Origin of the sequence: Pseudomonas sp. KBN12P06040 (assembly GCF_037574965.1) — a bacterium.
GTDB classification, from domain to species: domain Bacteria; phylum Pseudomonadota; class Gammaproteobacteria; order Pseudomonadales; family Pseudomonadaceae; genus Pseudomonas; species Pseudomonas aeruginosa.
On sequence record NZ_JBBELS010000001.1, the window covers coordinates 3,150,420 to 3,171,754 of the forward strand.

General features: G+C 67.3%; 25 protein-coding genes. 8 read left to right on the plus strand and 17 right to left on the minus strand.

Annotated elements, in window-relative coordinates; translation table 11 throughout:
• Window positions 1-6: 6 nt before the first annotated feature.
• The 9 genes from VQ067_RS14865 to hcnA form a co-directional block, all read right to left on the minus strand.
• Window positions 7-891, minus strand: coding sequence for a DUF1911 domain-containing protein (locus VQ067_RS14865; RefSeq protein WP_009315738.1), 885 nt, complete (start codon window positions 889-891; stop codon window positions 7-9).
• 125 nt (window positions 892-1,016) lie between these two features.
• A complete protein-coding gene (locus VQ067_RS14870; protein WP_003132096.1) occupies window positions 1,017-2,612 on the minus strand; it encodes an EAL domain-containing protein in 1,596 nt (531 codons plus the stop codon).
• An 88-nt stretch (window positions 2,613-2,700) separates the two neighbouring features.
• Window positions 2,701-3,576 (minus strand): NAD(P)-dependent oxidoreductase, encoded by an 876-nt coding sequence (locus VQ067_RS14875; RefSeq protein WP_003089038.1) that lies wholly within the window; start codon window positions 3,574-3,576, stop codon window positions 2,701-2,703.
• Between the two features lie 5 nt (window positions 3,577-3,581).
• Window positions 3,582-3,926 (minus strand): putative quinol monooxygenase, encoded by a 345-nt coding sequence (locus tag VQ067_RS14880; protein ID WP_003089035.1) that lies wholly within the window; start codon window positions 3,924-3,926, stop codon window positions 3,582-3,584.
• The gene (locus VQ067_RS14885) at window positions 3,923-4,960 is read right to left on the minus strand and encodes an NADP-dependent oxidoreductase (protein WP_003132100.1); all 1,038 of its coding nucleotides are present in this window, start codon (window positions 4,958-4,960) and stop codon (window positions 3,923-3,925) included. Before VQ067_RS14885 ends, VQ067_RS14880 begins: the two co-directional genes overlap by 4 nt.
• Before the next feature lie 130 nt (window positions 4,961-5,090).
• Window positions 5,091-5,675, minus strand: a complete 585-nt coding sequence (locus tag VQ067_RS14890) for a TetR/AcrR family transcriptional regulator (protein ID WP_011666672.1) — start codon at window positions 5,673-5,675, stop codon at window positions 5,091-5,093.
• A 152-nt stretch (window positions 5,676-5,827) separates the two neighbouring features.
• Window positions 5,828-7,081 (minus strand): cyanide-forming glycine dehydrogenase subunit HcnC, encoded by a 1,254-nt coding sequence (hcnC, locus tag VQ067_RS14895; protein ID WP_031756010.1) that lies wholly within the window; start codon window positions 7,079-7,081, stop codon window positions 5,828-5,830.
• Between the two features lie 2 nt (window positions 7,082-7,083).
• Window positions 7,084-8,478 carry a cyanide-forming glycine dehydrogenase subunit HcnB gene (hcnB, locus tag VQ067_RS14900; protein WP_009315733.1) on the minus strand — a complete coding sequence of 465 codons (1,395 nt, stop codon included), beginning with the start codon at window positions 8,476-8,478 and terminating at the stop codon, window positions 7,084-7,086.
• The gene (hcnA, locus tag VQ067_RS14905) at window positions 8,475-8,789 is read right to left on the minus strand and encodes a cyanide-forming glycine dehydrogenase subunit HcnA (RefSeq protein WP_003089025.1); all 315 of its coding nucleotides are present in this window, start codon (window positions 8,787-8,789) and stop codon (window positions 8,475-8,477) included. Before hcnA ends, hcnB begins: the two co-directional genes overlap by 4 nt.
• A gap of 197 nt (window positions 8,790-8,986) precedes the next feature.
• Between hcnA and VQ067_RS14910 the strand changes: the two genes are divergently transcribed.
• A complete protein-coding gene (locus VQ067_RS14910; protein ID WP_031686628.1) occupies window positions 8,987-9,253 on the plus strand; it encodes an alpha-amylase family glycosyl hydrolase in 267 nt (88 codons plus the stop codon).
• Here VQ067_RS14910 and VQ067_RS14915 read toward each other — a convergent pair.
• Window positions 9,213-9,626: a CBS domain-containing protein gene (locus tag VQ067_RS14915; protein ID WP_003089022.1), complete on the minus strand. Its 414-nt coding sequence runs from the start codon at window positions 9,624-9,626 to the stop codon at window positions 9,213-9,215. The genes VQ067_RS14910 and VQ067_RS14915 overlap by 41 nt on opposite strands.
• A 285-nt stretch (window positions 9,627-9,911) precedes the next feature.
• Between VQ067_RS14915 and exoY the strand changes: the two genes are divergently transcribed.
• Window positions 9,912-10,991, plus strand: a complete 1,080-nt coding sequence (exoY, locus tag VQ067_RS14920; RefSeq protein ID WP_223677434.1) for a CyaA/EF/ExoY family adenylyl cyclase toxin — start codon at window positions 9,912-9,914, stop codon at window positions 10,989-10,991.
• A 105-nt stretch (window positions 10,992-11,096) separates the two neighbouring features.
• On the opposite strand, the gene VQ067_RS14925 is transcribed toward exoY, so the two are convergent.
• From VQ067_RS14925 to VQ067_RS14935, 3 genes are all read right to left on the minus strand, one after another.
• Window positions 11,097-11,651 (minus strand): ClpP family protease, encoded by a 555-nt coding sequence (locus VQ067_RS14925; RefSeq protein WP_003089015.1) that lies wholly within the window; start codon window positions 11,649-11,651, stop codon window positions 11,097-11,099.
• Window positions 11,652-11,807: 156 nt separating this feature from the next.
• Complete coding sequence (locus tag VQ067_RS14930) at window positions 11,808-12,230, minus strand: low affinity iron permease family protein (RefSeq protein WP_003089012.1); 423 nt, start codon at window positions 12,228-12,230, stop codon at window positions 11,808-11,810.
• Window positions 12,231-12,257: 27 nt separating this feature from the next.
• Window positions 12,258-13,472 carry a carboxylate-amine ligase gene (locus tag VQ067_RS14935; protein WP_023875355.1) on the minus strand — a complete coding sequence of 405 codons (1,215 nt, stop codon included), beginning with the start codon at window positions 13,470-13,472 and terminating at the stop codon, window positions 12,258-12,260.
• 185 nt (window positions 13,473-13,657) lie between these two features.
• On the opposite strand from VQ067_RS14935, the gene VQ067_RS14940 reads away from it, so the two are divergent.
• Both VQ067_RS14940 and VQ067_RS14945 read left to right on the plus strand, forming a co-directional pair.
• On the plus strand, window positions 13,658-15,034 hold the full coding sequence (locus VQ067_RS14940) for an iron-containing redox enzyme family protein (protein WP_031686632.1): 1,377 nt from the start codon (window positions 13,658-13,660) through the stop codon (window positions 15,032-15,034).
• Window positions 15,018-15,968 carry a methyltransferase gene (locus VQ067_RS14945; protein ID WP_033989900.1) on the plus strand — a complete coding sequence of 317 codons (951 nt, stop codon included), beginning with the start codon at window positions 15,018-15,020 and terminating at the stop codon, window positions 15,966-15,968. The genes VQ067_RS14940 and VQ067_RS14945 overlap by 17 nt, the downstream gene beginning before the upstream one ends.
• On the opposite strand, the gene VQ067_RS14950 is transcribed toward VQ067_RS14945, so the two are convergent.
• Entirely contained in the window at window positions 15,952-16,173 is a 222-nt protein-coding gene (locus VQ067_RS14950; protein ID WP_009876384.1) for a hypothetical protein, read from the minus strand. The two genes, VQ067_RS14945 and VQ067_RS14950, sit on opposite strands and share 17 nt — an antisense overlap.
• Window positions 16,174-16,334: 161 nt before the next feature.
• On the opposite strand from VQ067_RS14950, the gene VQ067_RS14955 reads away from it, so the two are divergent.
• On the plus strand, window positions 16,335-16,943 hold the full coding sequence (locus VQ067_RS14955; protein ID WP_003110768.1) for a Yip1 family protein: 609 nt from the start codon (window positions 16,335-16,337) through the stop codon (window positions 16,941-16,943).
• Window positions 16,944-16,946: 3 nt separating this feature from the next.
• On the opposite strand, the gene VQ067_RS14960 is transcribed toward VQ067_RS14955, so the two are convergent.
• Window positions 16,947-18,899: a hybrid sensor histidine kinase/response regulator gene (locus VQ067_RS14960; RefSeq protein WP_003162797.1), complete on the minus strand. Its 1,953-nt coding sequence runs from the start codon at window positions 18,897-18,899 to the stop codon at window positions 16,947-16,949.
• Between the two features lie 229 nt (window positions 18,900-19,128).
• On the opposite strand from VQ067_RS14960, the gene VQ067_RS14965 reads away from it, so the two are divergent.
• From VQ067_RS14965 to VQ067_RS14975, 3 genes are all read left to right on the plus strand, one after another.
• Complete coding sequence (locus VQ067_RS14965) at window positions 19,129-19,719, plus strand: hypothetical protein (protein WP_003088985.1); 591 nt, start codon at window positions 19,129-19,131, stop codon at window positions 19,717-19,719.
• A gap of 12 nt (window positions 19,720-19,731) precedes the next feature.
• Window positions 19,732-20,079 carry a hypothetical protein gene (locus VQ067_RS14970; RefSeq protein ID WP_003110770.1) on the plus strand — a complete coding sequence of 116 codons (348 nt, stop codon included), beginning with the start codon at window positions 19,732-19,734 and terminating at the stop codon, window positions 20,077-20,079.
• 284 nt (window positions 20,080-20,363) lie between these two features.
• On the plus strand, window positions 20,364-20,672 hold the full coding sequence (locus tag VQ067_RS14975; protein WP_003132124.1) for a hypothetical protein: 309 nt from the start codon (window positions 20,364-20,366) through the stop codon (window positions 20,670-20,672).
• 31 nt (window positions 20,673-20,703) lie between these two features.
• Here the strand turns inward: VQ067_RS14975 and VQ067_RS14980 are convergent, their stop codons facing one another.
• Together VQ067_RS14980 and VQ067_RS14985 are read right to left on the minus strand one after the other, a co-directional pair.
• A complete protein-coding gene (locus VQ067_RS14980) occupies window positions 20,704-20,925 on the minus strand; it encodes a hypothetical protein (RefSeq protein WP_003088976.1) in 222 nt (73 codons plus the stop codon).
• 55 nt (window positions 20,926-20,980) lie between these two features.
• Window positions 20,981-21,319 carry a YgaP family membrane protein gene (locus VQ067_RS14985; RefSeq protein WP_033989843.1) on the minus strand — a complete coding sequence of 113 codons (339 nt, stop codon included), beginning with the start codon at window positions 21,317-21,319 and terminating at the stop codon, window positions 20,981-20,983.
• Between the last annotated feature and the right edge of the window lie 16 nt (window positions 21,320-21,335).

Here is a 21,335-nt window from a genome sequence, read left to right on the forward strand (position 1 = left end):
GGTGGCTCAGGCGTCGCCGCGCGCCCGCGCGTAGTCGACCAGGTCGCCGAGGTAATGCGGCGAGGCGCGCAGGACGCCATCGTCCCAGCCGTAGAGCACGCCCAGCGCCGACACCTCCATGGCCCACCAGCCCCAGGCGTAGGGGCCGGTCAGGCGGCGGGTCTTCTTCTGCGCCTTGGGGGAAAGCTGGAAGAACTCCCGGTACTGGCTTTGCAGGTAAGGCGCCAGCGCCTGGGCGTCGCTGCCGTCCGCCTCTTCGAAGAACGCCCGCAACTGCCCGAACGGCCGTGGATGGAAGGTTTCCTCGCTGGCGGAAGTCAGGCCGAGGGCGGCCGCGCCGAGATAGTCGAGCAGGCGGTCGGTATCGAACTGCAGGACCTCCTCGACCAGCGCCGGGATTAGCTCCTGGGCGTCGAGCAGCACGCCCATGGCGAGCAGTTGCAGCGCGAACGGGTACTGGCCGGTGCGCGGCGCCAGGGCCGGCGCCGTCTCGAAGTCGACCTCGCCCTGCTCGCGCAGGCTGTCGCGGGCGGCGCCGAGCAGCCGGCTGTAGTCCAGCCACAGCGCGGCGGTCTCCAGGTAGATGGAACGCAGTTCGGCGCCGGCCAGGCCCCGGTCGATGGCCTTGAGCAGCAGCGTACTGGCGTTTTCCGCGGCCTGGCCCCAGGCCCAGGCGTTTTCCAGGGCTGCGTGCCCTTGCGCGGTGAACGGCTGGCGATAGCCGTGGCTCCGGGAAAACCTGTCGAGCGCGGCGATCAGTTCGCGCCAGTCGGCTTTCCAGTCGGCGAGGTCGATGTTCCTTCGCGGCGCCCGGTCGGTGCGGGCCAGGTTGCGCCATAGCGGCAGGGCGTCGGCGAGTCGGTTGTCCAGGGTGAGGGGGAATGCGTGCATGGCGGCCTGTGGTGATCGCGGCCGTTTCCGGCCGATCCGTGCGATCCGGAGTGCGGCCGTCCAGGCCGCGTCCGGTATGGACGGCCGATGCTAGCGCAGCGCGACGCCCCTGCGAAAGGCCCGCCCTAGCGGCCCGTCGGCTGGTTCCGGTAGTAGCCGAGGAAGGCCTCCAGCGGCAGTGCCTTGCCGAAATGCCAGCCCTGGCCGAGGGCCTCGGGCGAGCGGCGCAGCACGTGGTCGGCCTGGGCCTGTGTCTCGATCCCCTCGACGACCACGCCGATCTCCAGGTGCTCGGCCATCGAGCAGAGCTTGTCGAAGATCAGTTCGACGGCGCTGCTGTCGCCGATGGACTGGGTGAAGACCTTGTCGATCTTGATCGCGTCGACCGGCAGGTTGGCCAGGTAGACCAGGTTCGAATGACCGGTGCCGAAATCGTCCACGTAGATCTTCAGGCCGAGTTCGCGCAGGCGGTTCATCCCGGCCAGCAGGCAGCCCTGGGCCTCGGTGGTGCGCTCGGTCAGTTCCAGCGCGACCTGTTCCGGGCGCACGCTTTCCCTGGCCATCTGGCGCATGGCGAAATCGATGAAACCGGGGTCGGCGATGTCCTTGCCGGTGACGTTGACACTGACGTAGAAGCTCCGCTGCTCCCTCAGCAACGGCCCGAGCTGCTTCAGGGCGCGGCGGAAGACGAAACGGGTCAGCAGTTCGATGTCGCCGCTCTCCTCCAGGGCGCCGATGAAGACATCCGGGGAAACCCGCCCCAGGCTGCTATCGGTCCAGCGCGCCAGGGCCTCGACCCCGGCGCAGCGGCCGCTGGCCAGGCGCACGATGGGCTGGTAGTGCACCTCCAGGGCCTCGCGCTTCAACGCGCGCAGCAGCCTGGCTGGCAGTTTTTCGTCGTTGAGGAAGCCGAACAGGTAGCTGAGCAGCAGCATGACGCCGAACAACAGCCCGCCGCCGAGCGCCGCGGCCATGGCCGCGCGTCCGGGCTCGGTGCCAAGCAGGCCGCGTTCACGGAGAAGGGAGACCACGCAGATGTCCTGCGTCGGGTCGCACAGGCTTATCTGCCGGGCGCCGATGAAGCGCGGCCAGCCGGGCCGGCCGAGCGCCTCGAGGGGCTGGTCGTCGTCCCAGGCGAAACGGTGGTAGATGTAGTCGCCGCCGCGGCTGACGGCCGCCGCCGAGATGCCCGGGTCCGGGTGGTCGACATCGAAGTAGGCATGCGGGGCGATGAAGAGGATGGCGTTGCCGCGCCCGACCAGGCCGGAAGGCAGCATCTGCAGGGGCAAGGGCATGCCCTCCGACCAGAAGCGGGTGCCTCTGGCGTCGATCCGGTCGGGCGCAGCCAGCCCCCACGGCGATCGTAGCCGGCCGCGGACGCCGGTACAGACGATGCGATTGCCGCTGACCCGGCCGACGTCGCTCATGAAGCGCGATTCGAGCACGATGGAGCGCAGCGCCTCCAGGTCCTGGTCGCTGCAGGCCGCGGGGCCGCCGGCGTTCATCTCGTGGAGCATCTGCTCGGCCGCGGAGGAAATCTCCAGCGCCCGCTCCAGGGCCATTTCGGTGTAGGACGCCAGGTGCGCCCCGTCGTGCTGGCGATCCAGTTCGTTGATCACGAAGATCCCGCAGACACCGCCCACCAACGACGTGGTGAGCAGTATCGGCAGGATCCGCCGCCAGTTGATCCGGCCCGCGGCAGCCGTTTCACGCTCGGACATACCTTCTTCCCGTCAAAAGAGTTCATGGAAAGCACGCCAGATTGCCGAACAGCTTCACGGGCCCTGTCGGGCCGTGCGCAGAACCTTTTCAGATTTGTCCCGATCGTGACAACGCTACCTTCGCCAGCGCCGTCCAGTCCGATTCCCCGTCGCCATGGGCGATGGCTTCGAGCAACACGTCGTGCAACAGGCTGGCCAGCGGCAGCGGCACGTTGTGGCGCTTGCCGGCGGACAGCGCCAGGTCGACGTCCTTCAACCCGAGGACCAGGCGGAACCTGGCCGGGGTGAAACGCTGCTCGACGATCTGCGGGCCGTAGTTGCGATAGACAGGCGCATCGAAAAGCGTCGAGGACATGAGTTCCATGAACCGGCCGGGTTCGACGCCCAGGCGTTTCACCAGGGCGACGCTTTCGCCCATGCTTTCGATGGCGCTGGCGATCATGAAGTTACCAGAGATCTTCACCGCCATTGCGCTGCGCGGGTCTTTTCCGAAAAACCATGTCTTCTGTCCCATAATTTCCAGCAGCGCCTTGACTTGCTCGATGGCTTCCTCCGGGCCGCCGACGACGATGTTCAGCTTGCCGGCCTCGGCCACGTCGGTGCGGCCGAACACCGGCGCGGCGACGAACGCGATGCCCTGGCGCTGGTGTGCCTGGTCGAGCGCCTCGACGCAATCGAGCGACAGGGTCGACATGCTCAGGTGGATGAGACCCGGCCTCGCCCGTTCGAGCGCACCGCTGTCGAGCAGCACGGCGCGAATCGCCTGGTCGTCCGCCAGCATGCTGATGACCACGTCGAGGCCGAACAGCTCGCCGACCTCCTCCGCCCTGGTCGCGCCCAGCGCCACCAGCGGCTCGCAGGCCGCCGCGGAACGGTTCCACAGCGTCACTTCGAGCCCCGCCTGCACCAAGCGGGTGGCCATGGCGGCGCCCATGCCGCCCAGGCCCAGAAATCCGACTTTCATCCGTTTCACTCCTCGTGGGGTCTTGTAGGTTCCGGATCTACCGGAGACAGGCTGGCCGCTGGCAGTTCCTCGAGAAGGAACACCTGGCGGTCTGCCAGGAGATCGGCGACGGCATCGGCCATCGCCCTGTAGTGCGGCATCCGTCGGTGCCGCTCGATGGCGTCGCGGTCGGCCCAGCGTTCGACGAAGACGAAGCGCCCGGCCTCGTCGAGGCTCCGGTGCAGGACGTAGGACAGACAGCCGTCCTCGGCCCGCGACGGCTGCACGCAGGCCAGCAGCAGCCGCTCGACCTCCGCCGCCCTGCCCTCGCGCGCCTGCAACAGCGCTACCACGCGGATCGCCTGGTTCATGCGTCGGCTCCGACGCGCACCACCAGCTTGCCGAAATTGCGTCCCTGGAGCAGGCCGAAGAAGGCCTCGGGGGCATTCTCCAGGCCGTCGACCCGCTCTTCGCGGTACTGGATGAGGCCGTCGGCGAACCACTTCGACATGTCGCGCTGGAATTCATCGTAGCGATGGCCGTAGTCGTCGAAGATGATGAAGCCCTGCACCTTGATGCGCTTGCGCAGGATCGTGCCCATCAGCGCCGGCAAGCGGTCCGGCCCGGGCGGCAGGTCGGTGTCGTTGTAGTGGGCGACGATGCCGCAGACCGGAATCCGGGCCTTGGCGTTGAGCAGCGGAAAGACGGCGTCGAAGACCTTGCCGCCGACGTTCTCGTAATAGATGTCGATGCCGTCCGGGCAGGCCTCGGCCAGTCGTTCGGCGAAGTCCGCGGCATGGTGGTCGAGGCAGGCATCGAAGCCGAGCACCTGCACGGCGTGGCGGCATTTTTCCGCACCGCCGGCGACGCCGACCACCCGGCAGCCCTTGAGCTTGCCGATCTGTCCGACGGTGGCGCCGACCGGCCCGGTGGCGGCGCCCACCACCAGGGTCTCGCCGGCCTGGGGCTTGCCGATGTCGAGCAGGCCCATGTAGGCGGTGAAGCCGGGCATGCCGAGCAGGCCCAGGGCGTAGGACGGATGCTCCGGCGACTCGCCCAGGCGCGCCAGGCCGCTGCCGTCGGAAAGCGCGTAGTCCTGCCAGCCGTTGGCCGAGAGTACCCAGTCGCCGACCTTGAACCCGGGATGGTTCGAGGCTTCCACCCGGCTGACCGTGCCGCCGACCATGACCGCGCCGAGTTCCACCGGCGGCGCGTAGGACGGCGCGTCGCTCATCCGTCCGCGCATGTAGGGATCGAGCGACAGGTAGACGGTGCGCAGCAGCACCTGGCCCGCGCCGGGCTCAGGAAGCGGAACCTGCTCGATGCGGAAGTTATCCCGGGTCGGGGCGCCGTGGGGGCGCGAGGCGAGGACGATGCGGCGGTTGACCTGCGTGGATTGGGACATATCCAGACTCCTCTGTCTGACGCATGTGGCGAACGGTTCATACCGTGCGCCGGGCAAATTAGACCAGTCAACTACTGACGGGTCGAAAAAATACCCGCCTCTTGCGGGGCGGGTATTTCCTGGCGGTACCTCAGATTTCCAGCAGGCTGCGGGTGGTCTGCATGGCTGTTTCCAGCGGTCCCGGGCTGCGGTGTAGCTTGCTCAGCAGGCTCGCGCCGAGCCACAACTGGTACAGCGCGCTGGCCATGTGCCGGGCATCGCAGGGCGCGAGGGAGCCGTCGTCGCGGCCCTGCCCGAGGCAGCCGACCAGGCGTTCGATGATCCCGTCGGAGCCGTCGCGCAGGGTGATGCGCATGCTTTCCGAAAGGTCCGCCACCTCGGCGCTGAGCTTGACCACCAGGCAGCGCTGCTCGTCGCAGGGCGGGCAGGCGTTGTCCAGCCACTTCTGCCAGTAGCTCATCAGTCGTTCGCGGGCATTCAGCCCTGGCGCGGAGAAGCGCTGGTCCATGTCCGCCAGGTAGACGCGGAAGTAGTCCTCCAGCAGGGCCTGGCCGAACTGTTCCTTGGATTTGAAGTAATGGTAGAACGAGCCCTTGGGAACGCCCGCGGTCTGCAGGATTTCGTTGAGGCCGACGCCGGAGAAGCCTTTGACCGCCATGATCCGGTATCCGGTATCGAGCAGATGCTGGCGGGTGTCGTCGTAGCTGGGTTTCATGGGCGCACGGTAGCTTGAATTAGACCAGTCGTCTAGAAATAATTCGAAGCCATGAGTATAGCGCCGACGGCAACTGCGCCGCTGTCGGGAACCGTGCGGAACGGACGCCGGACCGCCGCCCGCCCCGCTCCGCGGGTTTCCGCCAACCTGAGCTAGCAGGCCGCGACCGCCACGGCGGCAGGCTCCGGCTGGAAGCGCGCGGCGAGGAACGGCGCGATGTCCAGCGGCAGCGTCTCTTCGTGGACCAGCCGGTCGAGCAGCACCCCGGTGATCGCCGAGGTGAGGATGCCGGTGCGGAAATGCCCGCAGGCATTCAGGTAGCCCTCCACTTCAGCCACCGGACCGAGAATCGGCAGTTCGTCCGGCGAGCCCGGGCGCAGGCCGGCCCAGGTGCGCTTGAGGTTGACCTGTTGCAGCTCCGGCACGCAACGCACCGCGCCCTGCACCAGGCCGGCGATTTCCGGGAAGGTGTTGCTGACGTCGAAGCCCTTGTCCTCGGTGGTGCTGCCGATCAGGATCTCGCCGTTGTCCTTCTGCGCCATGTAGCAGTCGCTGGTGGTCAGGCAACCGTTCAGCAGTCGCGGCATACGCTCGGTGAGGACGATCTGGCCCTTCACCGGTTTCACCGGGATGCGCCGGCCGGTGGCCAGCTCGCTGAGTTCGGCGGCCCAGGCGCCGGCGGCGTTGATCAGGGTGCGGCAATGCAGTACCCCGGCATTGTCCGTGCGCACTCCGCTGATCCGCCGGCCCTGGCGCAGCACGCCGGTGACGTTGGTTCCCAGCAACAGCTCGACGCCGTTCTGGCGCGCCGCCTCCAGGTAGGCGTCGGCCAGGCGGAACGGGCTGACCTGGTGGTCGCAGAGGAATTCCAGCGCGCCATGGGCCGCGTGGCTGACCGCCGGCTCGGCACGACGCAGTTCTTCGCGGTCCAGCCAGCGTACCTGCTCGGCCAGATGCGGGATCTGCGCCACGATGTGCTCGGCGTACTGGCGATCCTCGTCGTCCTGGATCACGTATTTCAGGCCGGTGCGCTCGAACTTGAAGTCCATCCCGTGGCGTTCGATCAGTTCCCGATGCAGTTCCGGGTACAGCGCGTTGGATTGCAGGGCGAGGTCGAAGAACGCCGGCGGCAGGATGTGCGGCGTGCTCGCGTCCACCGCCACCGCCGCGCCCTGGGCCTCGCGCCGGTTGCGGGAGGACATCATGCGGAAGAAGATCACCCCGCAGCCCAGCCCCACCGATTCGCCGATGGCCCAGAGGCCGCCGGCCGAGGCGCGGGTGGCGTTGCCCGGTCGCTTGTCGTCGACCACGGCGATGCGCAGGTTGCCGCGCCTGGACAGTTGGTAGGCGCAGGACGCGCCGATCACGCCGCCGCCGGCAATCACGATGTCATAGGTTCTGTTCATGTTCAGGCTTCCGTACCGAGGTTCTGGAATGCGGAAAACGGGATCGGATCGATCGGGAAACGCGGCCGCAGCCAGCCGACGTCGTGGCGTCCGGTGGCGCGGCGCAGGCGATCGCTGCAGTAGCCGATGCACATCCGCCCCTGGCAGTCGCCCATGCCGGCGCGGGTGCGCATCTTCAGCCCGGCGATGTCCTGCACGCCCTGTTCGAGCGCGCGCTCGATGTCGCCACGGGTGACCTGTTCGCAGCGGCAGATCACCGTATCGGCCCGCGCCAGTTCGACCTGGCGGGCGCCGCGCTGGGTGTAGCGCTCGACTCCGGCGCGGAAGCGCTTGATCGCCTCCAGCCGGGCGAGATGGGATTCTCGGCGTTCGATGGCCTCGGCGGGCGCGATCGCCTCGCGTTGCAGGAGGATCGACAAGGCCGCGATGCGCCCGCCGATCATCGCCGCCTCGCCGCCGCGGATACCCGCCATGTCGCCGGCCAGGTGGATGTGCGGTTGGCTGCTCTGCTGCCAGACGTTGCATTCCGCGCGCAGGTATCCGTCGTCGCTGAAGCCGTGCTCCAGGCCCAACTGCTGGCTGAGCTGGGTGCGCGGGATGAAGCCATAGCCGACCGCCAGGGTGCTGGCCTTCACCGGTCGCGCGTTTTCCAGGTCGGGCCGCCACTCTTCGTCGTAGGGCGCTACCGTCACTTCCGTCAGTTCCCCCTCGCCGCTGGCCTCCACCACGCCCCAGCCATAGTGCAGCGGAATGCCGTTGAGCTTGAGATAGCCGAGCATGCTCAGGCCGTCGAGGAACAGTTGCGGCTTGTTCAGCAGCGCCAGGCTTTCCCTGGCCATGCGGCCGAACGCGCAGGCCTCGTAGACCCCGGCGACACGTACCCCGGCCGCATGCAGCTGGCAGGCCACCAGTGGCAGCAGCGGGCCGCTGCCGGCGATCAGGGTATCGCCCAGGGGCTTCACCACGCCGCTCTTGATCTGCAATTGCAGGCCGCCGAGGAGCATCACCCCGGGCAGGGTCCAGCCGGGGAACGGCACGCTGCGCTCATGGCAGCCGGTGGCCAGGAGCAGGTGCGAATACTCCACCTCGTGCAGCCGTTCCGCCTCGTCGAGGACCATCAGGCGCTGGCCGTCGCCACCGACCACGCGGCTGTTCAGGCGCAGGTCGATGTGCCCGGCGCAGGCGGAGAAATCGCGCCGCAGTTTTTCCAGCATCCGGGTGTAGCGCGCGCCGAGGTAGGCCGGATCGACGCCGGCCCGCAAGGGGCCGCGATAGACCACCCCGCCGGGACGCGAGGCCTCGTCGAAGAGGATGCAGGGGACCCCGCGCCTGGCCAGCTCGATGGCTGCGGCCATGCCGGCCGAGCCGCCGCCGACGATCACCGGGCGCAGGTTCATGGCCGTTCCTCCCGGTCGAAGCGGTTGCTTTCGGTTTCCACCCGCATGCCCGGCCGGACGACGGTCTGGCAGGCGCGGCGCTTGGGCCGGCCGTCAATGGCGACCAGGCAGCAGTGGCATACGCCCATGCCGCAGAAGGCGCCGCTGGCCTGGCCATGGTCGTTGCGCGCGAGCCGGCGCAGGCCCACGGCATTGAGCACGTTGAGCACGGTCTCACCGGCAGCCGCCGCGACGGGCTGGCCATTGAGGTGGATGGTCATGTCTGCCCGCGAGAGGGGCTGGATATCGTGTTGACGTTCAAGAAGGTGCATTGCCCTTTCATCCGTGAGAGAGAGTCGGGAGCCGGCGACACTAGGAGTCGGGCCGGGCGCGGACATTGATCCATGACAGGTGGGTATCTTCCCCTGCCAATTCTGGTAGGTGGGGTGCAGGTGTTCGCGCGGAAAAGTCGAACCCGCGCCTACCCCAGGGTGCCAAGCAGCAAAGCCGGCTCACCCGTGGAGGCCCCATGCTGCAATCCTTCCAGCCGCCCTGGTGGAAACGCGCGGTGATCTATCAGGTCTACCCGCGTTCGTTCACCGACAGCGACGGCGACCTGCCCGGCCTGGTCGCGCGCCTGGACCACCTGCACCGCCTTGGCGGCGACGCCCTCTGGCAGTCACCGGTGTATCGCTCGCCCGACCCCGGCGCTGCCGCCGCAGATCGCCACCACCCGTCGTTCCGTCATGTCCGACTCAGTGCGCGCGGGCCACGCCGCGCAAGAGGTTGGCGCTGAGCTTGTCGGCGTTGCAGGTCGCGATGTTGGCTAGCGAGACGATGCCTACCAGGCGCTTGTTGCGATCCATTACCGGCAAGCGGCGCTTCTCCAGTTGCGCCATGTTCTTCGCCACATGGTCCACTTCCTCGTCCTCGAAGCAGTAGCGCAGTTCCCCGCTCATCACCTCGCGCACCGGGCGGTCGGCTCCGAGTCCATCGGCGAGGCCGCGCACCGCCAGGTCGCGGTCGGTGACCACGCCGGTCAGGCGCTCGCCCTCGTTGACCAGCAAGGCGCCGATATCGGCCTGGCGCATCAGCAGCGCCGCCTCGCCGAGGGTGGTCTGGGGGGTGACGGTACGTACTTCGCGACTCATGATTTCACGGACTTTCATCGTTCTGTCTCCTTCTTCCGGCGCGCCGTTTTCGGCGCGGCTCTCCCTGCTTGTGAATCGCCCGCATGCGGGGAGTTCGAAGTTTCTTCCCGGCGTCGCAGTCATCTACCTAGCGCTCGCGCGGGCAGCGTGCGGAAAACAAAAAATTTGTCCGCGTTTTCTGATATCTCGCCGCTGCCCGGATTCTTATTCTCGAGTCCTTCTTTGGCATATGCGGGAAAACGAACCATGCGTATCGACGGTCATCGTCAGGTGGTTTCTAACGCAACGGCATAGCCCGGACCGCTGCTGCGCCCTGCGGATATGCAGGCACGGGCTCTACAGGACCTGTTCGATGCGCAGGGGGTGGGGGTTCCCGTCGAACATGCCTTGCGCATGCAGGCGGTGGCCAGGCAGACGAATACCGTCTTTGGCATTCGCCCGGTTGAAAGAATCGTCACTACGCTGATCGAAGAGGGTTTCCCGACCAAGGGCTTCTCGGTGAAGGGGAAAAGCTCGAACTGGGGTCCGCAGGCGGGGTTCATCTGTGTCGACCAGCATCTCAGCAAGCGGGAAAACCGCGACACGGCGGAAATACGCAAGCTGAACCTGGCTGTGGCGAAGGGAATGGATGGCGGAGCCTATACCCAGACCGACCTGCGGATCTCTCAGCAACGCCTTGCGGAGCTGGTGCGGAATTTCGGCCTGGTGGCAGACGGTGTCTGGCCGGTTCGCCTCCTGACCGCGCAGGGCCCCAGCGGCAAGCGCTATGAGTTCGAGGCCCGCCAGGAGCCGGACGGTCTCTACAGGATCAGCCGCCTGGGGCGGTCGGAAGCGGTGCAGGTACTGGCCAGCCCGGCTTGCGGGCTGGCGATGACCGCCGATTATGACCTCTTCCTGGTAGCGCCCTCGATCGAGGCGCATGGCAGTGGTGGTCTCGATGCGAGAAGGAATACCGCGGTCAGATACACCCCTCTCGGTGCAAAGGATCCCCTGAGCGAGAACGGATTCTATGGCAGGGAGGATATGGCCAGGGGAAACATCACTCCGCGCACGCGGCAACTGGTGGACGCCCTCAATGACTGCCTGGGCCGGGGGGAGCACAGGGAGATGTTTCACCACAGCGACGATGCGGGCAACCCAGGCTCCCATATGGGTGACAACTTCCCGGCCACCTTCTACCTTCCCCGGGCCATGGAGCATCGGGTCGGAGAAGAGTCCGTTCGCTTCGACGAGGTCTGCGTGGTGGCGGATCGGAAGAGCTTTTCCTTGCTGGTCGAGTGCATCAAGGGCAACGGCTATCACTTCACCGCCCATCCCGACTGGAACGTGCCGCTGCGGCCCAGCTTCCAGGAGGCGCTCGACTTTTTCCAACGTAAGGTCTGATGCGCGAAGGTCGTTGGCAAAGCCCGCTTTCCCCGGCGGCATGGGCATCCTGCCGCCTGTCCAAGGCCTTCCGCTTGCCGGAATATGCTGGGCGGCGCGGGGAAGCTAGGAATGGATACTCCACTGGCAGGCGGAAGCGGGTATAGGCGAATCGTCCACCGTATGGATCAGTCCGCAAGCCAGGGCGTCTTCCGGACCGAGGATGCGCGGATAGGCCATCAGGTAGCTCGGGATGTCCAGGCGTTCCGGCGCATCACGGGTGTTCTCGGCGACGATCCGGGCGTAAAGCTCCAGGTCGTAGTCGAGGCTCATCGCATATTCCGCCATCCGCGCATGGTCCACCGCGCCATGCAGGGTCCAGTGGAAAGGATGGAACAGGAACTTGCTGTGGGCACTGGCGCTGCGTCGCTCGCCGGCGAGGAACAGGATGTTGCCCATCGACTCGACGGTACCCAGGTTGTGGGTATGTATCGGCACCGGCAGCGCGCGCAGGAAGTTGTACAGGGTAAAGCCGTAGCTGCATTCCCCGCCCATGGTGGCGATGTTGATCCGCAACTCCTCGGCCTCCTGTTGCAGGACCTTGGCGCAAGTGTTGATCAGATTGCCGCAGGTGGACGAATTGATCGGCCCAGTGAAATGGATGATGTGCTGCTTGGACATGCTCGCCTCTCTTTCCGTATCGGTTCCTCGACGGTCTGCACGGGTTTCCCTACAGAGGATTGTCGCGCCTGCGCCGCGAGCCATCGGCGCGACGAATGGCAGTGCCGGCCAGGAACCAGGCACGATGAGCACGCGGCTGCCTTACGCAGGGAGGCTTCAGGCGTCGCGCTGTCGTTCCTCGCAGGCGCATTCGCGGGCTTCTTCGCTGGCTACGCCCTGCGGCGTATCTCCATCCCGCTCACCCATCCGCTGGTAGCGCTCACGCAGTTCGCGCAAGGTGTCGGCGTCCAGGTCGTCGAGTCCGAGCAGCGCGTTGTGGGCGCGCCGGGTGCTGCGCAGCAGTTCGTCGATCTTGATGTGCAGCGCATCGGTATCGCGGTTCTGGGTGTTCTGGATGAGGAAGACCATGAGGAAGGTAACGATGGTGGTCGAGGTATTGATCACCAGTTGCCAGGTATCGTTGAAGTCGAAGAACGGCCCGCTGATCGCCCATGCCAGGATCAATCCGAGGGCGATGACGAAGGTCGGCGGCCGGCCGCTCCAGTTGGACAGGCGTTGGGCGAATCGGGAAAAGCTCATGGTGGCGAACCCCCTGTGACGTTCTCCCTACTCCTGACCGCGGATTGACATCGGCGCTCCAGCGGCCGGACGGAATGACCGGCCGCCTTCGTGGGCGCGCTTGCCGGCCGGACCGGCCAAGGCCGGCTGGAGATTCTCCTCCAGCAGTTCTTCCACCAGCCGGCGCAGCGCCACGTGCCGTTCCTGGCCCGCTGCGCGCAATGTCTGGTAGCGCCGCAACTGGCGACTGGCGGAGGTCTCTCCGAGCAATCCACGGGCATGCTGGTAGGCCCATTCGTTGCCCTGGCGGGCCTGCGGCCGGCACTGCCGCCAGGCCATTTCCAGCCAGTCCCCGGCACCTACGCAGCGGCCGTCGACGAGATAGCGGCCGGCGCAACCGTAACGCAGCGCCTGCCAATAGTTTTCCTCCAGGCAGGCGTCGCGCGCGACCGGCAACGCACGCGGGCCCGCGCCCAGCGCTTCGCCCACCAGCGCCCTGAACAGCCCGGCCAGGCTCAGCGCGTCGGCTAGGCGCGGGCAGGCGTCGCAGATACGCAGCTCCAGGGTCGGCACATGGGAAGACGGCCGGATCATCCACCAGACCTGGCCATCCTCGCGGATGCAGCCGGCCTCGCGCAGCAGCGCCAGGTGGCGGCGATAGGCGTCCTCGTCGGGCAAGGCCGGAGGAATGTTCATCCTCGGCCACTCGCCGCAGAGTGCCCGTCGATAGCTCGCCAGACCGCTGCGCCGGCCGCCGCGGAACGGCGAGGATGCGCTCAACGCCAGCAGCAGCGGCAGCCACGGCAACACGCGCTGGAGCACGGCCATGCGGTCGTGGCTCGGCGGTATCTCCACATGCACGTGCAGGCCGCAGACCAGGCTGCGCCGGGCCACCCGCCCCTGGTCCTCGAACAGGCGGGCGAAGTGCGCCGCCGGGTTGCTTCGCGCCCGCCGCCAGTCGGCGAAGGGGTGGGTGCCGACGCAGAGCGAGCGCAGGCCGAATTCCATGGCCAGATGCGCCAGGCGTTGCCGGGCCTGACCGTGGAAGCGCGCGGCCTCGGCCAGGGTGGAGAACACCGGGCTGGCCACCTCGACCTGGCATTCGAACATCTCCTCGGCGAAATGCTCGCCGAGCGTGTCACGGCAGGCCGCGACGAATCCGGCGGGTGCGGAGCGGACGATGTCCAGGTCGGAGGCATCGAGCAGGAAGAATTCTTCCTCGATGCCGAAGCGAAGGCCGCTGGCGGCCAGGTCGTGGGTCATCGGCGCAGCTCCCGGGGTTTGTCTGGGGAAGACGCCGGAGTGCCGTCGAGGTTCGTTTTTTCCGCCGTGAGGTTCCCCGGCGCGCCACCGATCCTGCCAGTGAAACCTTTTTCCCCAGGTGTCACTCGCACCCATATGTGTGGTCGCCCCGGCCGCCCCCGCAAACCCACGACAAGGAACGCGACATGAGCCTGTCTTCGCCCCTCCCTGCCTCCAGTGCAAGCCCTTCGCCCAGGGTCCGCGACCTGTACCACGCCCTGCTCGACGAGCCCCGCGAGCATCTCGAAGCCGCCGGCGAGTTCCTCGACCAGCAATTGAGCCTGGCCGCCACCCATGACGACGACCTGCCGGAGGACCCCGCCGATTGGCCGGCCTGGCTCGATGCCGGGGCCCGGCGCACCGCCGAGGCGCATGCCGAATACCTCCGGGCACGTCGGCGCGGCGAAGGACGACGCTACTTCCAGGTTCCCTCCCAGGCGATGCACTTCATTCGCAGCGTGGCCCCGACCAAGCTGGTCGATGGCGCCTGGCTCTATGGGCTGTTGCCGCATCATGGCGAGGAACGCCTGCGGCCGCTGCTGGAGACCTTCCTCGAAGAACTCGGCGACGGCGTCCCGGCACGCAACCACGTCCTGCTCTACCGGCGCCTGCTGGCCAGCATCGGCAGCGAGGAAGTCGAAGGCCTCAGCGACCTGCACTACCTGCAGGGCACCCAGCAACTCGCCCTCGGCCACCTCGCCACGGACTACCTGCCCGAAGTGATCGGCTACAACCTCGGCTACGAGCAACCGCCGCTGCACCTGTTGATCACCACTCAGGAGCTGCGCGAGCTGGGCTTCGACTCCTACTACTTCCAGTTGCACGTGACCATCGACAACGCCGCCAGCGGACATGCGCGCAAGGCCCTGCGCGCGCTCTACGACAACCTGCCGCAGCTTGGCGGGCGTGCGGCCTTCCTCGAACGGGTGAGGAACGGCTACCGCCTGAACGAGGTCGGCCTGAGCACCGAGCAGGTGATCGACGGCTTCGATCTCGAGGAAGAATTGCTGGCCATGTTCGAGCGCAAGCGCCCCTACGCCGCCGGCATGCATTCGGATCGTTGCCGGATCGGCGGGCGCACGGTGAACCAGTGGCTGGCGGTGCCCGGGCGGTTCCCGGCGTTTCTCGCCTGCCTGGAGGAAGAGGGCTGGATCCGGCGCCATGCCGATCCGCGCGGCAGCCGTTTCTGGAACCTGATCGAGGGCGACCGGGCGGCGATGTTCGGAGTCTTCACTCCCTACGAGCGGCAGTTGCTGTACGACTGGATCGCTGGCGACTGGCAAGCCCCCGCTCCGGCGGACAGGGACCCGCTTGCGCCGCTGGCGGAGCCGGCGACGGCGGGCAGCGACGTGGACGCCGAGCAGGTCGCGCTGCGACGCGAGCTGCTGCGGCTATCCCCCGAGCAGGGCGTCGCACGCCTTCTCGAACTGATGGCCCCGCACCGCCACCACGGACCCGCCGGTCTCCTTGCCACGCGGATGTTCAGCCAGCGCTGGAGGGCCGCCCATGCCCAGCCTGAATGATCCGCGCCTGGACGTCCTGCTCAGCCTCGGCAACTGGTTGCGAGGCCAGGACTACCGTTTCGTCACCGTCACCCCGGCTACCCATGAGCGCGTCAACGCCCGCCCGGAAAACCGCATGGCCCGGGACCTGGCCGGCATCTTCGGCTGGAGCCGGGCATTCGCCGGGGAAAGCCTGCCGGCCGACTGGCTGACCCTTCTTGCCGGCGCCGACCTGATCCGCCGCGAGGCGGACGGCTGGCGCAGCCAGGTGCGCGTCTCCAGCCTCGGCGAGCAACTGTTCGTCCATTCGGCCTTCCCTACCCTGGCCGCCGACGCGGTGTTCTTCGGCCCCGACACCTACCGCTTCGACCGGCTGATCCGCAGCCACCTGGCATCGTCCGATCCGGCACGCATCCGCCGTGCGGCGGATATCGGCTGCGGCGCCGGCCCCGGCGCGATCCGCATCGCCATGGCCTGCCCGGACGCCGAAGTACACGGGCTGGATATCAATCCGGCGGCGCTCGACCTGGCGCGGGTCAACGCGGCGCTGGCCGGGGTCGGTAACCTGACCCTGGCGCGTAGCGACCTGCTGAGCCAGGCGCCCGGTCGCTTCGACCTGATCGTGGCCAACCCGCCCTATCTCCTGGATGCCTCGGAGCGCGCCTACCGGCATGGTGGCGGGATGCTCGGCGCCGGGCTCTCGCTGGCAATCGTCGATGCCGCCCTCGAGCGCCTGGAAGCCGGCGGCAGCCTGCTGCTGTATACCGGGGTGGCGATGGTCGAAGGCGGCGATCCGTTCCTCGCCCGCATCCGCGAACGCCTGGCGTCTCGGGAGTGGGAGTGGGACTACCAGGAACTGGACCCGGACGTGTTCGCCGAAGAGTTGGACAGCCCCGCCTACCGCGAAGCCGAGCGGATCGCCGTGGTCGGCCTGCGGGTCACTCGTCGCGCCTGAGGCGCTCCAGGCCTTCCACCAGGTCCTCGTTCAGGCGCTGCCAGCGCTCGGCCACCTCGGCCTCGGCCGGAATCACCGCGAGGACCTCGCCATCCACCCACTCCCAGGGCAGGCACAGGCGTTCCGCCTCGGCCCGGCTGGCGGCGCGCACGGTGCGGGCGAAACGCCGCCAGCCGCGCATGTGCTGGATTTCGTAGGTGGTCATGGGCTCCTCCGGAAGACAGGGACGTTTGTCTTTCGGCGCTCCCCGCGTCTTCCGGTTCAAGGCCCTGGATGGGTGGTCGCGGACCGCCCGGCACGCCACCTGAACCCCCTCGCGCCGGGCCGGTCCAGACTCCTGAACGCCACAGAAAAGAGGTGCCCGTCATGACCCGCGAAATGGCTCGGCTACTGATCAGTCCCACCAATGCCTGGCCTCGTCTGCGCCAGGACTACGACCATCACCCTTTCGCCTTCCTCGTTCCGCTGTTGCTGTTGCCGCTGCTGCCGGCGGCCTGCCTGTTCATCGGCACGACCCAGGTCGGCTGGTCGCTGCCGGGCAACGACAGCGTGCAACACCTCTCCAGCGGCAGCGCCCTGCTGCTGGCGACGATGTGTTACCTGGGCTTCGTCGCCGGCGTGGTGATCATGGGCTTCTTCGTACGCTGGGTGCTGTTCCGCACGCCGTCGCGCCCCAGCGTACCGGGCAGCCTGACCTTCACCACGGCGATCGCCGTGCCCTTGATGCTCGCCGGGATCGTCGCCCTGGTGCCCTGGCGGGTCCTCCTGCTGCTGGCCGCGGCGGCTGCCTGCGCCTACTCGGTACGCCTGCTGTTCACCGGCCTGCCGCTGTTCATGCGCATGCAGGAGCGGCAGACATTGTTCTACGCCTTCTGCATCCTCGGCGTCGGCTTCCTGACCCTGCTGACCACCGCCTTCATCTTCATCGAGTTCTGGGGGCAAAGCCTGGCCGGCAGCGGCGAGTACCTGCGCTGAGGCTCAGCCGGCCTTCAGCGTGCCGGTCAGGAACAGGTACAACTCTTCCTGGCCGAACGGCTTGGCCAGCTTGGGCAACTGTGCCGCCGCGCCTTCGATCTTTTCCGCGAAGCCGGTGGCCAGGGCCATCTTCAGCGGCCGGCCCTGGGCCATGACCCGCTCCACCAACTGGCTGCCGTTCATCCGTGGCATCGCCTGGTCGGTCAGGAGGATGTCCAGTTCCGGCGTCGCCGTGAGAATCTCCAGGGCCAGGCTGCCGGAGTCGGCCTTGAGTACCGAGCAACCGAGGTCCTCCAGCATCGCCGCGGTGTTGTTCAACACCAGCGGGTCGTCGTCCACCACCAGTACTCGACAGGACAAGCGCACCCGCTCGCTTTCGCTGGGCGCCTGCGGCGTCGCGCCATTGCCCGTACGGGCGCTTTCCGGGGTTCGCGGGACGGCGGGTATCCAGATGTTCGCGGTAGTGCCGACGCCCGGCTGGCTCTCCAGGGTGAGCCGGCCGCCGAGCTGCTCGGCGAGGCCGTCGACGATCGACAGGCCCAGCCCGGTGCCACGCCCCACCCCCTTGGTGGTGTAGAAGGGTTCCACCGCACGGCGCAGGGTTTCCTCGTCCATGCCGCTGCCGGTGTCGCTGATGCTCAGGCAGATATAGTTGCCCGGTGCGAGGCGATGGGGATTGTCCGCCGGCACCCGCTGGTTGCTCGCGGAAAAGACGATGCGCCCGCCGTTGGGCATGGCGTCGCGGGCGTTGGTGGCAAGGTTGATGATGGATAGTTCGAGCTGGTTGGCGTCGGTCAGGCCGAGGTCGAGATCCAGGGGAAAGCGCGTCTCGATCGATACGCTCGGTCCCAGGGAATGGATCAGCAGGTCGGTCATCCCGCGCAGCAGGTCGGGGATCGCGCAGGGCTGCGGATCGAGACGCTGCTTGCGGGCGAAGGAAAGCATCCGCTGGGTCAGGTTGGCGCCGCGCTGGGCGGCCTCCAGGGCGTTCTGCAAGAGGTCGGCGGTGCGCTGGTCGCCGGGCAGGCGTTTCTTCAGCAGCCCGAGGCTGCCGATGATCACCGTCAGCAGGTTGTTGAAGTCGTGGGCCACGCCGCCGGTGAGGTGCCCCAGGGACTCCATCTTCTGGGCCTGGAAGAGTTCCTGGCGGGCCCGTTCCAGTTCGCGTTCGGCTTCGATCCGGTGGGTGATGTCACGGGTTACCTTGGCGAAGCCGATCAGCCGGCCATCGCTGTCGCGGATCGGATCGATCACCACGTTGGCCCAGAAGCGACTGCCGTCCTTGCGCACCCGCCAGCCCTCCTTCTCGAAACGCCCTTCGCGTTCGGCGGCGGCCAGGCCGCGGGCCGGTTCGCCGGCCTCGCGGTCTTCGGGGGTGTAGAAGCAGGAGAAGTGCCGGCCGATCACCTCTTCCGGCAGGTAGCCCTTGATCCGCTGGGCGCCGAGGTTCCAGTTGGTGATCCGCCCGCGGTGGTCGAGCATGTAGATGGCGTAGTCGGTAACGCTCTGCACCAGCAGGCGGAACTGCTCCTGGCTGCGCCGCAGCGCCTCCTTGGCCGCGCGCCCTTCGCTGAGGTCGTGGATCAGTTGGGCGAAGCCGAGCAACTGGCCCTGGCTGTCGCGGATGGCGTCGATCACCACCTGCGCCCAGAAGCGCTTGCCGTTGCTGCGCACCCGCCAGCCCTCGGTCTCGAAGCGGCCCTCGGCATCCGCCTGGCGCAGCGCCTGTTGCGGAACGCCGGCGTCGCGGTCCTTGCGGGTATGAAAGCAGGCGTAGTCGCGGCCGAGGATCTCGCTCGCGTCGTGGCCGAACAGGCGCGCCGCGCCGGCGCTCCAGCTGGCGATACGGCCAGCGCTGTCCAGCGTGTGGATCGCGTAGTCGTCGACCGCTTCGTCGAGCAGGCGGTTGCGCGTGGCCTGGTTCAAGGGGACTTTCGGTTTTCTTGTGGTTTTCATGGACGTGTTCACTCGTCGGCTGCTCGACCCGGGCTGCAAGGCACACCCAGCAAGGTAGTACGAAGAACGTCTTCCGGCCGCTCGCTGGCTCGCCCCAGGAACTTGGCCGACCTTTCGGAAGACCCCGGCGCGGCCGGCGAATTCCATTCGCCGGAACCTTGTGCGGAGTATGGCTTTCGATATGCAGGTAGGGACATCTCCTTTCCACCGCACCGACCCCGGAGTTCCCATGCGCAATCTGGAAACCGCAACCCTGAAGCTGGGGATATTCCATCCCCACGACAGCCTGAGCCAGGCGCTGATCGCCGCCGCCTTGCAGCGACAGATCGAAGTCAGCGCCTTGCAAGCCGATCTCAACAGCCTGCAGGCGCGCCCCGGGCTGCGCTGCAAGCCAGCCAGCCTGGCGTCGTCGATCGAGGTCAGCCAGGCGGCTGCCGGTCTCGACCTGCTGTTCGCGCCGTTGTCCGACTACGCCGCCGAAGCCTTGCCGCCGATCTGCGCCGCGCTGATCGATGGCGCCCTGCGCGCCGAGGTACCGCGCCTGTTCCTGCTTGGCCATTGGCAATGGCTGGTGGCGCCGCGCGACGCCGGTGAGGAGCAACTGGGTGCCGGGCTCGAGCGCAGCCTCACGGTCAGCGGCCTGGACTGGACGCTGGTGGAGGTCCCGAGCCTGCCCGCCGGCCTGCGCATCGACGATTTCAGCCGCGCCGGCGACGTCGCGGAAGTGGAGGCCGCCAGGGTATTCGCCTGCGCCGAAGCGCTGCTCGACGAAGTCCGTCTCGGCCTGCACAAGCGCCAGTGCCTGCGCCTGGCGCCCTGAGGAGAACCCGCCATGTCCGGCCCCGATACCCTCAGCCAGGCCTTCGGCACCTTGCTGCTGGCCCTGGCCTTCAGCGCCTTCATCGTTTTCGTTCGCGGCTACCGCCCGGGCGGGGTCAGCGGCGCCTGGTACGACCTGGTGCTCGCCTTCGTCGCGGTATGGCTGGCGTTCTGGCCCGAAGCCGGCGTACTCGCACGCTCGCCGAGCCTGGCCAATGCCCTGGGGTTGGTCTTGCAGGTCGGCGCTACCCTGCTCGGCTGCCTGCTCGGTTACGGGGTGGCAAGGGGATTGCGGCGGGCGATGCGGGAAACCCGGCAAAAAAGATCGGCTTCTTCGCCGGTGAATCGGCGAGGTTCGTAGCGGAGATATCGAGAAAACACATATAACCCGATGGCGTTGCGAATTCTCCAGATGCTTATAAGGAGTGCCGAACGGGCTTTTCACCCGCGATGATTGCATTCCGGCATCAGCGTTCTGCACGATCTCTTGCATTCTGCATCCCGCGCGCCATGCGGGATGCAGCTTATCCCGCAGATTCTGGATGTTGCCGGCATTTCGGCCTCGCGGCACCTATAGTTATCCGTACCGTTGGCATGTATCGACGGTTTCTCTCTGATTCAGGCTAATCCCGCTCCAGGGACGGAGTGGATTTTTTTCTTGCGTTGCGCAAACCGGGGAGAGCTGGCCAGATGAACCTTTCCTACCTGTACCTGAAGAAGATCCTCGAGGAGGAACTGCGCGACCACGACTGCCAGTGCCAACTGAACCCCGACTTCACGGTGACCATCAGTTGCCGCGTGGGTGGTCCCCACGGCGCGCTCTACATCGTGCCCAACAGTGACTTCCTGAAGAGCAGCAGCTTCAGCGACCTCAGCGCCTTCATCCTCAACCTGCGCGAGGAAATCAGGCGCTTCGGCGAGTTCGAGGCGGAACTCCAGACCGGCACCGGCTGAGCCCCTCCCCCCTTCTTTTTCCCTCCCGCCGTCAGGGCTGCTGGTAGTGTCCCGGCGTGGTGCCCGGTTCATGGGTACGTTCCACCTTGCTGACCTGGATATCGCTGATCGCCTCGGCGTCGTGCGGTCGATGCAGTGCCTCCAAGTGGCGGCGGGCCTCCTCGCGGCTGAGGGTTTCCGCCTCGCTGTGCAATTCGCAGGTCATCGGCTGGTCGTCGAGGATGTAGCTGATCAGGAACAGCTGGCTGGCCATCGTCTCGCCCTCCTCTCTTCGATGGGCCCTGCGCCAGGCGCAGGGCCCATGGCTATCACGGCAGCTCGGCGTCCAGCGCAGCGTCCTGCCGCGAGTCGTCGCGCTGGCGCTCCTGCAGGCGCTGCAGGCGGCGGGTCAGGTGCTGCACCTCTTCGCGCAGCAACTGCAACTCTTCCCGCGGTTCATTGAGCAGGCCCTTGACATGGCAATGCCCACTCAACCCGCGGCTGACCAGCAGGCCGCCGGCGACCGCCTTGCAGGCGCCGGGCAAGCCACCGCGGGCCAGGCCGAAGCCGGCCAGGACCAGTCCGGCGCCGATGGAAGCGAGTCGCTCGCCGCGCTGCAGGTTGTGCGGCAGGCCATTGGCCGTCGAAGTCGGCAGGTATTCGTTCATGGAATTCTCCTTGCTT

Coding starts and splice junctions, on each gene's coding strand:
- VQ067_RS14865 (WP_009315738.1), bottom strand. CDS start 891: ATGCACGCATTCCCCCTCACCCTGGACAACCGACTCGCCGACGCCCTG.
- VQ067_RS14870 (WP_003132096.1), bottom strand. CDS start 2,612: ATGTCCGAGCGTGAAACGGCTGCCGCGGGCCGGATCAACTGGCGGCGG.
- VQ067_RS14875 (WP_003089038.1), bottom strand. CDS start 3,576: ATGAAAGTCGGATTTCTGGGCCTGGGCGGCATGGGCGCCGCCATGGCC.
- VQ067_RS14880 (WP_003089035.1), bottom strand. CDS start 3,926: ATGAACCAGGCGATCCGCGTGGTAGCGCTGTTGCAGGCGCGCGAGGGC.
- VQ067_RS14885 (WP_003132100.1), bottom strand. CDS start 4,960: ATGTCCCAATCCACGCAGGTCAACCGCCGCATCGTCCTCGCCTCGCGC.
- VQ067_RS14890 (WP_011666672.1), bottom strand. CDS start 5,675: ATGAAACCCAGCTACGACGACACCCGCCAGCATCTGCTCGATACCGGA.
- hcnC (WP_031756010.1), bottom strand. CDS start 7,081: ATGAACAGAACCTATGACATCGTGATTGCCGGCGGCGGCGTGATCGGC.
- hcnB (WP_009315733.1), bottom strand. CDS start 8,478: ATGAACCTGCGCCCGGTGATCGTCGGCGGCGGCTCGGCCGGCATGGCC.
- hcnA (WP_003089025.1), bottom strand. CDS start 8,789: ATGCACCTTCTTGAACGTCAACACGATATCCAGCCCCTCTCGCGGGCA.
- VQ067_RS14910 (WP_031686628.1), top strand. CDS start 8,987: ATGCTGCAATCCTTCCAGCCGCCCTGGTGGAAACGCGCGGTGATCTAT.
- VQ067_RS14915 (WP_003089022.1), bottom strand. CDS start 9,626: ATGAAAGTCCGTGAAATCATGAGTCGCGAAGTACGTACCGTCACCCCC.
- VQ067_RS14925 (WP_003089015.1), bottom strand. CDS start 11,651: ATGTCCAAGCAGCACATCATCCATTTCACTGGGCCGATCAATTCGTCC.
- VQ067_RS14930 (WP_003089012.1), bottom strand. CDS start 12,230: ATGAGCTTTTCCCGATTCGCCCAACGCCTGTCCAACTGGAGCGGCCGG.
- VQ067_RS14935 (WP_023875355.1), bottom strand. CDS start 13,472: ATGACCCACGACCTGGCCGCCAGCGGCCTTCGCTTCGGCATCGAGGAA.
- VQ067_RS14940 (WP_031686632.1), top strand. CDS start 13,658: ATGAGCCTGTCTTCGCCCCTCCCTGCCTCCAGTGCAAGCCCTTCGCCC.
- VQ067_RS14945 (WP_033989900.1), top strand. CDS start 15,018: ATGCCCAGCCTGAATGATCCGCGCCTGGACGTCCTGCTCAGCCTCGGC.
- VQ067_RS14950 (WP_009876384.1), bottom strand. CDS start 16,173: ATGACCACCTACGAAATCCAGCACATGCGCGGCTGGCGGCGTTTCGCC.
- VQ067_RS14955 (WP_003110768.1), top strand. CDS start 16,335: ATGACCCGCGAAATGGCTCGGCTACTGATCAGTCCCACCAATGCCTGG.
- VQ067_RS14960 (WP_003162797.1), bottom strand. CDS start 18,899: ATGAAAACCACAAGAAAACCGAAAGTCCCCTTGAACCAGGCCACGCGC.
- VQ067_RS14965 (WP_003088985.1), top strand. CDS start 19,129: ATGCGCAATCTGGAAACCGCAACCCTGAAGCTGGGGATATTCCATCCC.
- VQ067_RS14970 (WP_003110770.1), top strand. CDS start 19,732: ATGTCCGGCCCCGATACCCTCAGCCAGGCCTTCGGCACCTTGCTGCTG.
- VQ067_RS14980 (WP_003088976.1), bottom strand. CDS start 20,925: ATGGCCAGCCAGCTGTTCCTGATCAGCTACATCCTCGACGACCAGCCG.
- VQ067_RS14985 (WP_033989843.1), bottom strand. CDS start 21,319: ATGAACGAATACCTGCCGACTTCGACGGCCAATGGCCTGCCGCACAAC.